We start from the raw sequence: 6,000 nt of genomic DNA on the forward strand, positions 1-6,000 counted from the left end.
GCGCCGTGTCGCTCGTGCCCCTCCGCGTAGGTATAACGCATCGCGGCCGGCCTTCCCATCCCGACTCCATGCCTCCGGCGACAAGCGCGGAAAATGCCTCGCCTGGTTGTATCCCACCGTGTGGAGAAGCCCCGATCAAGAAGTACCGGCGGCGGGCCGAATGCGCGACAGATGGCCGCGATCTCCGGAAGGCAGCGCCTGTGATAACAAAACCGGCGAAATATGGATGGCTAAATGAATATGGCAGTTCGGAAAGAATGCACAAAACCGCTGTCGATTGATGGATCGCAACCGCACACGCGCGATTTTTTACGTAAGATCAAAGCGACCATCGACCATGAAGGAGAGACCGCGTGAAGCAAGTGGAAAGCATGACGAAAGTGCGCCGTTCCAGCCGTAACGCCTGCCTGACCCTGGGCCTGGCGCTTGCCTTCGCCCTCGCCGCCCCGGTGCAGGCGCAGAACGACAAGATGACCCCGATCCCCACCCCTGCGCAGGCCAACGCCATCGAGCTGGGAACGGGTGCGCTGCCGAACGCCACGGCGAGCGAGTCGTGGCACAGCCAGTACGGCAGCACCTTCGCGCGCAACGTCACCGTCGCCACGCTCACGCCTTACCTGCCCGATGCGGGCAAGGCCACTGGTGCAGCGGTCATCGTCGCGCCGGGTGGCGGCTTCAGGACGCTGTCGATGGAAAACGAGGGCTCGGACGTGGCCAAGGCGCTTGCCGCCCAGGGCGTCGCCGCCTTCGTGCTGAAGTACCGGCTCAAGCAGACGCCCAAGGACATGGCCGGGTTCGAGGAGTCGATGAAGAAGATGTTCTCGTCGACCGCGAAGCGACCGGAGCCGAAGGCAAGCGATGTCATCTCCGATCTCGCCCCGCAACTCGCCGACTCGCGCGCCGCCTTCGAGCTGGTTCGCAAGAACGCCGCCAAATGGCACGTCAATCCCAACCAGGTCGGCATGGTCGGCTTCTCCGCCGGCGCCATGCTGACGCTGGCCACCGAACTGAACGTCGAGAGCGCCAAGCCCGCCTTCATCGGCCTCATCTACGGCCCGCTCGCCGCGGTGAAAGTACCGGCCGATGCGCCGCCCATGTTCGTGGCACTGGCCGCCGACGATCCGTTCTTCGGCAACGCCGGTTTCGGCCTCATCCAGAGCTGGCGCGATGCGAAGCGCCCGGTGGAATTCCACCTGTATGAGCAAGGCGGCCACGGCTTCGGCATGTACCAGAAAACAACCACCAGCACCGGCTGGTTCGGCGACTTCTCACGCTGGCTGACGATGCACGGCTGGATCAAGCCGGCGCACTGAATTTCGTACCGGCGTGCAATCGCGCAATAACGCGCCACACCACGGCGGCGGGCACCACCCGCCGCCGAACTTTTGTCCGGTGAAGCGTGCGAGTCACGTCGACTTGCTGCTCCACCAAGGCTCTTGGCCTGGCAGATGACCGGCCTGACATGAACATGCCAGCTGCAGATCCCGGCCATCCGTTCCGGTGCACCTTGCGCGGCCGCGTGGCTGCATGGCTGGCGGTGGCATTGCTGGCTGGCTGCGCCTCCCAGCAAACGCAACCGCCGCGCAGCCCGGCACAGGTGCGCGCGCAGATCGTGCGGCTGATGCCGGCAGGCGTGACCGATCGCGAGGGCTGGGCCACCGACATCCAGGTGGCCTTCGCCGCACAAGGCATCGAACCGGAGACGGCCAACCTGTGTGCGGTGCTGGCGGTGACCGAACAGGAATCGGGTTTCAAGGTCGACCCCGTCGTACCGGAGCTGGCGAAGATCGCCCGGCAGGAGATCGATCGCCGTGCCGCGGCGAAACACGTGCCCGGTTTCCTGGTGGACGCGGCGCTGTGGTTGAAGTCGCCCGATGGCCGGCGCTACAGCGAACGGCTGGCGGCGGCGCGCACCGAGAAGCAATTGAGCGGGATCTTTCAGGATTTCATCGGCATGGTTCCGCTGGGCAAGCGCCTGTTCGGCGACTTCAATCCGGTGCACACGGGCGGGCCAATGCAGGTGAGCATCGCGTTCGCCGAGGCGCATGCGCACGATTATCCGTATCCGCTGCAGCGCTCGATCCGTGACGAGGTGTTCAGCCGGCGCGGTGGCATGTACTTCGGCATCGCGCACTTGCTCGGCTATCCGGTGGATTACCCGCGGCCGCTCTATCGCTTCGCCGATTTCAACGCCGGCTGGTACGCCAGCCGCAACGCCGCGTTCCAGCATGCGGTCAGCATCGCCTCCGGCATACCGCTGGCGCTGGACGGCGACCTGCTGCCGCCGGACGCCGGCTTTGGCGATCACCCCGGCGCCACCGAGCTGGCCGTGCGCAGCGTGTCCGCGCAATTGGACATGAGCGACTGGGCCATCCATCGTACCCTGGAGCAGGGTGAACGACAGGACTTTGCTGACAGCAAACTCTACGCCCGCATATATGCGCTGGCCGAGGGCATCGACCACAAGCCGTTACCGCGCGCGCAGCTACCCGGCATCACACTGAAGAGCCCGAAGATCACCCGCAAGCTCACCACCGCCTGGTTTGCCGGGCGCGTGGACCAGCGTTGGCAGCGGTGCATGGCGCGGGCGAAATAGCGGGCGCGGCGCGTCACGCGTCCGCACCGTGGACTGCCGGCTTGTATGACGCATGGCAGTTGTGGCGCCCGTGATGACCGTAACAGCATCGGCGCAACTGCCGGATGGTGGAGCGCAGCTCGAAAATCGGCCACCTCCGGATCCCCGTTTCTTTCGCAAAACAGGGAAAAACCATGTGGCTTGTATCACCTGTCGTGAATGCGCTGATGGCGGTCCTGTTGCTGGCGGGCGTGCCCTTCCTGGGTTATCTCGTCTGGCAGAAATGGCGACATCGGCGGCCCCTCGCCGACATCGCAGGCCGCGCAGGCCTGCAGGGATCGAGCGTCCACTATCTGCTGATCAGTGCGGCAATAGCGCTGGTGGTGACATGCGTGCTGCTGCTGTGGTCACCGCCGGTGGCGCCGTTCCTGCGGGAAGGATCGCCGCAACGGGTCTTTGCCGGGCTGGGGCTGGGCGTGCAGGCGATCGTGATGGCGCTGCTTTACGGTGTGGTGCAGACCGGTTTCGTCGAGGAGCTGGTATTCCGCGGCCTGATCGCCGGGAGCCTGGCGCGACGGATGCCGCTCGCGTGGGCGAATCTGTTGCAGGCGCTGATCTTCCTGTTGCCCCATCTGCTGATCCTGCAGACGATGCCGCAGATGTGGATACTGCTGCCGCTGGTCTTTCTGCTGGCGTTGGCGATGGGCTGGGTACGCATCAAGTCGGGTTCCATCCTGGGGCCATGGCTGGTGCATGCCACCTTGAACGTCACGATGTGCCTGATGGTGGCTGCGCGCACGGCGGCCTGAGCTTCGGCAACAGCGTGTTTGCTGGTGCCGTTGATCTCCCCTCCCTTGCGAGGCGGCGCGTCGTCGATTTCCGCCCGGATCCGGGAGCCACCATCTCACCCATTTTCAGGCGACAGCCTGCTTGACGACATCGACATCACGGCAAAGAGACCAGCGCATGAAGCCTCCATCGCTCCCTTCGACGGCAAGGTCAGCCGACGCGACACAACGCAGGTGGATCGCGGCCATCGTCATCGTGACGCTGCTGACCGTGGCCGCCATGATCGCCGTCCTGGCCATCGGTGGCCGTCCCGATCCGGCGCCGCTGCGCGCCGCCTCCACCCTGCTCGACGGCACGTGGCGATTCCACACCGGCGACGATCCGCGCTGGGCGGCCGCCGGCATCGACGACAGCGGTTGGCAGACGATGGACCTGACCGCCCCGCCCGGCCAGCACGATGGCGACGTGGGTTTGCCCGACTACGTGGGCGGATGGAGTGCGCACGGCCATCCGGGCTATCACGGCTATGCCTGGTATCGACGCACGGTAAAGGTGCCGGGCACCAGCGCGTCATGGGACATCCTGGGGCCGACCCTGGTCGACGACGGCTATGCGCTGTACTGGAACGGCCGGCTGCTGGGCGGCTCCGGCCGGCTCGGGCCCGACCCGCGCCTGGTCAGCACGCGGCCCCTGCGGTTCGCGCTGCCCGCCGACGCGGCAGGCACCACCGGCGTGCTCGCCAACCGCACCTATATGCTGGCCCGCTCCGGTCCCAGCGCGGACAGCGGCGGCATGCACACCGCACCCATCCTGGCACCACGGCCCACCAGCGACGCGCTGCACCGCGCGCAGTGGCGGCGGACCATCGCCGGCTACATCGTCGATGCGGTCGAACCGGCCGCCATGCTGGCGGTCATCGCCCTGGCGCTGGCGTTCGGCTCACGCAGCAACCGCAAGGGTTTCCTGGTGTTTGCCTGCATCGCGCTTGCGCTGACGGCAGCCCGGCGGCTCAACAACGCGATCGTGTCATGGACCGACCTGCAGGATCTGCGCACCTACACATGGCTGGCCTCGGTGATGTGGGTACCGACGATGACCGCCTGGCTGCTGGCCTGGAACCGCTGGCGCCTGCCCGCATGGCGAAGCATCGACGCGCTCGCCGTCGTACTGGGCATCGCCGGCATCATCGGCGCGCTGGCCGACATGCCGATCTGGGCGAGCATCAGCCGACTGGGCTTACTCGCGCTGTTCGTCGTGATCATCGCGCGCATCGTTCGCGGCAGCCCGCCGCGCATCCTGGCACTTGTCACCCTGGCCACGGTGCTGGCCGCCCTGTTCGGCGGCGAGCTGCTCGACCCGATCGGCGTGCCGGGCATCTGGTTCCCCTTCAACATCGGCGTGTCGCGCACGCAGTACATTTACGCGATCAGCATTCCGCTGCTGGCTGTGCTGATGGTGCGGACGTTACCGCCGAGGGACGGGCAACGATGACGGAGGATTGGTGCAGCGATGGCTCGGCAGGGGCTGAAACCGGGTCGACTCCTGCTGGTCCCGGTGCTGCCGGTGCCGATCGGCTCAGGAACGCAGCAACTTTCCAACCCAAGGCCACGCAAAGACCAGCAGCATCAGAACAACAAGCACGCCACCCACCCACTTGGCTTGCACCAACCCGCGCCTGCGTTCGCGGGCGATCAGTGCCATGTCCTGGTCCAGTTGTGCCATGTCCCGCGATAGTCGCTCCGGATCCGCCAGCGAGGCCTCGACGGCGTCGGGCTCCTGCATCCGAGCCGTGAAGGCGTCCATCCGCTGCAAGGCCTCGTTGTACTGGTCGGACATCAACGGATTCCAGTCGTGGTCGTGGCCGGTCGCCTGCTTCCACAGCAGCCGAGCCAGCGCATAAACCACTTTCGGCGGCTCTTTCGACTTCGGCAGACCCACGTCCACCACACCACGGGCAAGCGCACCGAGGCGAAACGTCGCAAACAGCCGATCGGTCCAGTGGATGGCGGTGGCCACGCGCGCGAACTGCTTGACGCGAAACATCAGCCGAAAGCTCTCGACACCGTTGCGGTGGGTGACCGCATGGAGGAAGACGCCGGAAACATCGCGCCAGGCAATCCGGCCATTCAGCGGCGTGGCAAAACCTGCCGAAGTCAGTTCGAGCGCGGGGCGCCCGATACCGGGCAAGGTACGCGCCAGGATCAGGCCTCCGCTCACGAGAAAGACCGCGCCGACGAGGACGGGAATCCAGTCCTGCCGTACCGTCGTGACCCCCATATGCCAGACCCCTGCCCCGGCAGCAGCCAGCAACAGGCCAACTGGCACCACCCAGACCGAACGGGGAACCCGCAGCGAATCGCCGGGCCCCCAGGTCCGTCCGGTGAGCTCGTCGAGACGACGCCGACCATCGGCGCGCTCGCGCTCCTCCCGCCGCCGCTCGCGGCGACGGTCGCTGAAGTACGCCAGCGCTATCACGCCGATACCGACGATCAACACAACCAAGGATGCTGGATTGCTGCGCAACCCGGCCAGCCCCGCCCCAACGGCGATCACGCCGAAAATCACCAGAAAAAGATTGACGAGCTGAGGCATGTCCGACCCACCTTCCATTGGCAACGACGTCCCCCCGCATTGAG

At 66.1% G+C, this 6,000-nt stretch carries 7 protein-coding genes; 5 read left to right on the forward strand and 2 right to left on the reverse strand.

Annotated elements, in window-relative coordinates; all coding sequences use genetic code 11:
• The first annotated feature begins 234 nt into the window (after window positions 1–234).
• The 4 genes from UU9_RS18495 (at window position 235) to UU9_RS17235 (ending at window position 3,384) form a co-directional block, all read left to right on the forward strand.
• Window positions 235–357 carry a hypothetical protein gene (locus tag UU9_RS18495; RefSeq protein WP_272941971.1) on the forward strand — a complete coding sequence of 41 codons (123 nt, stop codon included), beginning with the start codon at window positions 235–237 and terminating at the stop codon, window positions 355–357.
• Window positions 354–1,313 (forward strand): alpha/beta hydrolase, encoded by a 960-nt coding sequence (locus UU9_RS03800; protein WP_007080396.1) that lies wholly within the window; start codon window positions 354–356, stop codon window positions 1,311–1,313. The genes UU9_RS18495 and UU9_RS03800 overlap by 4 nt, the downstream gene beginning before the upstream one ends.
• A 149-nt stretch (window positions 1,314–1,462) precedes the next feature.
• The gene (locus tag UU9_RS03805; RefSeq protein ID WP_007080397.1) at window positions 1,463–2,596 is read left to right on the forward strand and encodes a DUF1615 domain-containing protein; all 1,134 of its coding nucleotides are present in this window, start codon (window positions 1,463–1,465) and stop codon (window positions 2,594–2,596) included.
• A gap of 173 nt (window positions 2,597–2,769) precedes the next feature.
• A complete protein-coding gene (locus UU9_RS17235) occupies window positions 2,770–3,384 on the forward strand; it encodes a CPBP family intramembrane glutamic endopeptidase (RefSeq protein ID WP_007080398.1) in 615 nt (204 codons plus the stop codon).
• Between the two features lie 105 nt (window positions 3,385–3,489).
• Here the strand turns inward: UU9_RS17235 and UU9_RS18340 are convergent, their stop codons facing one another.
• Window positions 3,490–3,645: a hypothetical protein gene (locus UU9_RS18340; protein ID WP_237710204.1), complete on the reverse strand. Its 156-nt coding sequence runs from the start codon at window positions 3,643–3,645 to the stop codon at window positions 3,490–3,492.
• On the opposite strand from UU9_RS18340, the gene UU9_RS03815 reads away from it, so the two are divergent.
• Complete coding sequence (locus UU9_RS03815) at window positions 3,644–4,855, forward strand: glycoside hydrolase family 2 (protein ID WP_237710205.1); 1,212 nt, start codon at window positions 3,644–3,646, stop codon at window positions 4,853–4,855. The genes UU9_RS18340 and UU9_RS03815 overlap by 2 nt on opposite strands.
• A gap of 84 nt (window positions 4,856–4,939) precedes the next feature.
• Here the strand turns inward: UU9_RS03815 and UU9_RS03820 are convergent, their stop codons facing one another.
• Window positions 4,940–5,956 carry a hypothetical protein gene (locus tag UU9_RS03820; protein WP_156804171.1) on the reverse strand — a complete coding sequence of 339 codons (1,017 nt, stop codon included), beginning with the start codon at window positions 5,954–5,956 and terminating at the stop codon, window positions 4,940–4,942.
• Window positions 5,957–6,000: the final 44 nt, after the last annotated feature.

This window comes from Rhodanobacter fulvus Jip2, assembly GCF_000264315.1.
Lineage (GTDB): Bacteria > Pseudomonadota > Gammaproteobacteria > Xanthomonadales > Rhodanobacteraceae > Rhodanobacter > Rhodanobacter fulvus.

Coding starts and splice junctions, on each gene's coding strand:
- UU9_RS18340 (WP_237710204.1), bottom strand. CDS start 3,645: ATGGCGGCCACGGTCAGCAGCGTCACGATGACGATGGCCGCGATCCAC.
- UU9_RS18495 (WP_272941971.1), top strand. CDS start 235: ATGAATATGGCAGTTCGGAAAGAATGCACAAAACCGCTGTCGATTGAT.
- UU9_RS03805 (WP_007080397.1), top strand. CDS start 1,463: ATGAACATGCCAGCTGCAGATCCCGGCCATCCGTTCCGGTGCACCTTG.
- UU9_RS03820 (WP_156804171.1), bottom strand. CDS start 5,956: ATGCCTCAGCTCGTCAATCTTTTTCTGGTGATTTTCGGCGTGATCGCC.
- UU9_RS03815 (WP_237710205.1), top strand. CDS start 3,644: ATGATCGCCGTCCTGGCCATCGGTGGCCGTCCCGATCCGGCGCCGCTG.
- UU9_RS17235 (WP_007080398.1), top strand. CDS start 2,770: ATGTGGCTTGTATCACCTGTCGTGAATGCGCTGATGGCGGTCCTGTTG.